The sequence below is a fragment of the Microbacterium sp. MYb54 genome, from assembly GCF_002979515.1.
Lineage (GTDB): Bacteria > Actinomycetota > Actinomycetes > Actinomycetales > Microbacteriaceae > Microbacterium.
On record NZ_PCPA01000044.1, the window covers coordinates 1 to 1564 of the forward strand.

The 1564-nt window shown below is 66.2% G+C and carries 1 protein-coding gene; it reads right to left on the reverse strand.

Annotation, left to right across the window (positions count from 1 at the left end; translation table 11 throughout):
- Positions 1-94: 94 nt before the first annotated feature.
- Complete coding sequence (locus CQ040_RS20400) at positions 95-1333, reverse strand: Fic family protein (RefSeq protein ID WP_105528628.1); 1239 nt, start codon at positions 1331-1333, stop codon at positions 95-97.
- Positions 1334-1564: the final 231 nt, after the last annotated feature.

Consider the following 1564-nt stretch of genomic DNA (forward strand, 5'->3'; position numbering starts at 1 on the left):
ACTACGGGCCCCCACCGAAACCCGTCGATGGGGACAACTCCCCATCCCCCACGACACGACACTAGTCAGCGCCGAACGAAGACGGCGCAGCCTCTCAGCGCACGGACATCCGACGGATCTCGGCGGCGTAGTCATCGAGCACCTCGAAGATTCCTTTGTGCTGCCAGACGCGACCGCGGGTTTTGCCCGTCGTCTCGGTCAGCACCCCACGACCGGTGAGGGCATCGAGCGCGCGAAGAGCCGCCATCTCACCGAAGCCGAGGGCGTTCATCAAGTACTTCACGTTCACCGCGGGCTGGCCGACGAGGGTCGGAAGGATCTTCCACGCGGCAGCATCCGAGCGGATGCCCTTCATCTTCGCGCGCGAATCCTCGAGTTGCGTGACAAGGTCGTCGACGAGCATCGTTCCGGTGGTCGCCGCGATGCGGCTCGCCATCGCGAACTCTCGGACGATCGGCCCGGCATCGCCGTCGCGGAAAGAGCCGAGGGACGCGAAGTACCTCTCGACATCGATGAGGAGGCCCGCCGAGATCGGTACGGCGGTCGAGCCGACGAGTCCCTTGTTGCGCAGTATCGACTGGGCGAGAGCACGTCCGGTACGGCCGTTGCCGTCGGGGAACGGGTGGATCGTCTCGAACTGCGCGTGCGCGACGGCGACCTGGACGAGCACAGGGATGTCCTGGCGCCCGACGAAGGCAACCAGGTCAGCGATCGCGCCGGGGACGCGGTCACTGTGCGGGGCGACGAAGTGCGCTGTTCGGGGACCCGCGTCGCCGGGACCGATCCAGACCTGCTCAGCACGGAACTCGCCGGCGGCGACCGGGTCGAAGCCGGGCTGGTGGAGCATCAGAGCCTCGTGCATGGCCAGGATCGTCTCTGCGCCAAGGTCGTCGGACAACCGGAGAGCCGCCTCCATCGCACGGACGTTGCCGATGACGGTGAGTGCGTTCTGCTTATCGCCTTCATCGATCTCGGCGAGGGCGAGCTGCTTCGCGGAGGTCGTGAGCTGCTCGATCTGTGAGCTCGACGCCGACTCGGTGCGCAGCAGGATCGCCGTCATCGGCCCCAGTGCCGGGTTGTCGGTGCCGAGGATGCGCTGCGCATGCTGATCGAAGGCGACCAGCTGGCGCGTTGCATCCTCCACGTCTGCGGAGTCCTCTCCCGACAAGCGGGGAGCCCAGCCGGCGAGCGGTGAAGTGACTGTCGCCGCGTATGCCCCCGTCTGTCGCTCGACTTCGGCGCGCGAGTGCATCTGCGGCGCGCGCGGCACCCAGTCGAGCGTCTCGAACGAGACCGGTTCGACCGGGATTGCGACATCCGCAGGTGTGGGCATGGATCAATGGTACCAACACTTAATGATTTAAGTGTTGGTAGGAAAGCAGAGGCCGGGCGGCACCTCCACATGGCCGGCATCATCTGCTCGACATCGGTGGACGAGCCCGTGGACGACGAAGAGGGCCGACCGTCATGGTCGACCCTCTCCTTCGAACTGTGTCGGCTCAGCTGCCGGCGAGCTGCTGGTCCAGATCCTGGATCGCACGCATCATGCCGAGCAGCGACTCGG

Excerpts from the sequence above, each read along its gene's own strand:
- CQ040_RS20400 (WP_105528628.1), bottom strand. The coding sequence starts at position 1,333 with ATGCCCACACCTGCGGATGTCGCAATCCCGGTCGAACCGGTCTCGTTC.